This window comes from Vibrio sp. 10N.222.49.C9 (assembly GCF_041474985.1).
Taxonomy (GTDB): Bacteria; Pseudomonadota; Gammaproteobacteria; order Enterobacterales; family Vibrionaceae; genus Vibrio; species Vibrio crassostreae_C.
The window spans coordinates 1-414 of the sequence record NZ_JBFRVD010000378.1 but is presented as its reverse complement, the minus strand read 5'-3'; the positions used below and the strand labels follow the sequence as shown (position 1 = coordinate 414).

General features: G+C 44.0%; 1 pseudogene. It reads right to left on the bottom strand.

Annotated features, from left to right (window positions below):
* Positions 1 to 201 precede the first annotated feature (201 nt).
* Positions 202 to 414: pseudogene (locus AB4585_RS23590) on the bottom strand (gamma-glutamyl-phosphate reductase); the annotation flags it as partial.

The following is a 414-nucleotide window of genomic DNA, read 5'->3' as shown; positions in this document are numbered from 1 at the left end:
ATGCTGATATTACTAGTGAGTATTATTAACAATGCAATTTGATCTGATTAGTGTAACGGATTTAGTGATTTGATTCGAGGGTGAAGCTCTATGCCTAGGCATCAAAAAAGGGCTCTGTGATAGAGCCCTCATTACTTTTTATGTCAAAATCTTAATAACCTGAATCATCTTGGTTTTCAGGCCGTTACCCGCAGGAGCTAATTATGGTCTTGGTAAGTAGTTACCCTTCCCAACCCATTTATAGCTGGTGAGCTCCTCTAAACCCATAGGGCCACGAGCGTGCAGTTTTTGTGTAGAAACCGCCACCTCAGCGCCAAGACCAAACTGAGCACCATCGGTAAAGCGCGTGGACGCATTTACATAAACCGCAGCAGAACCTGCCGCGTTAATAAAGCGCTCTGCGTTATTTAGATC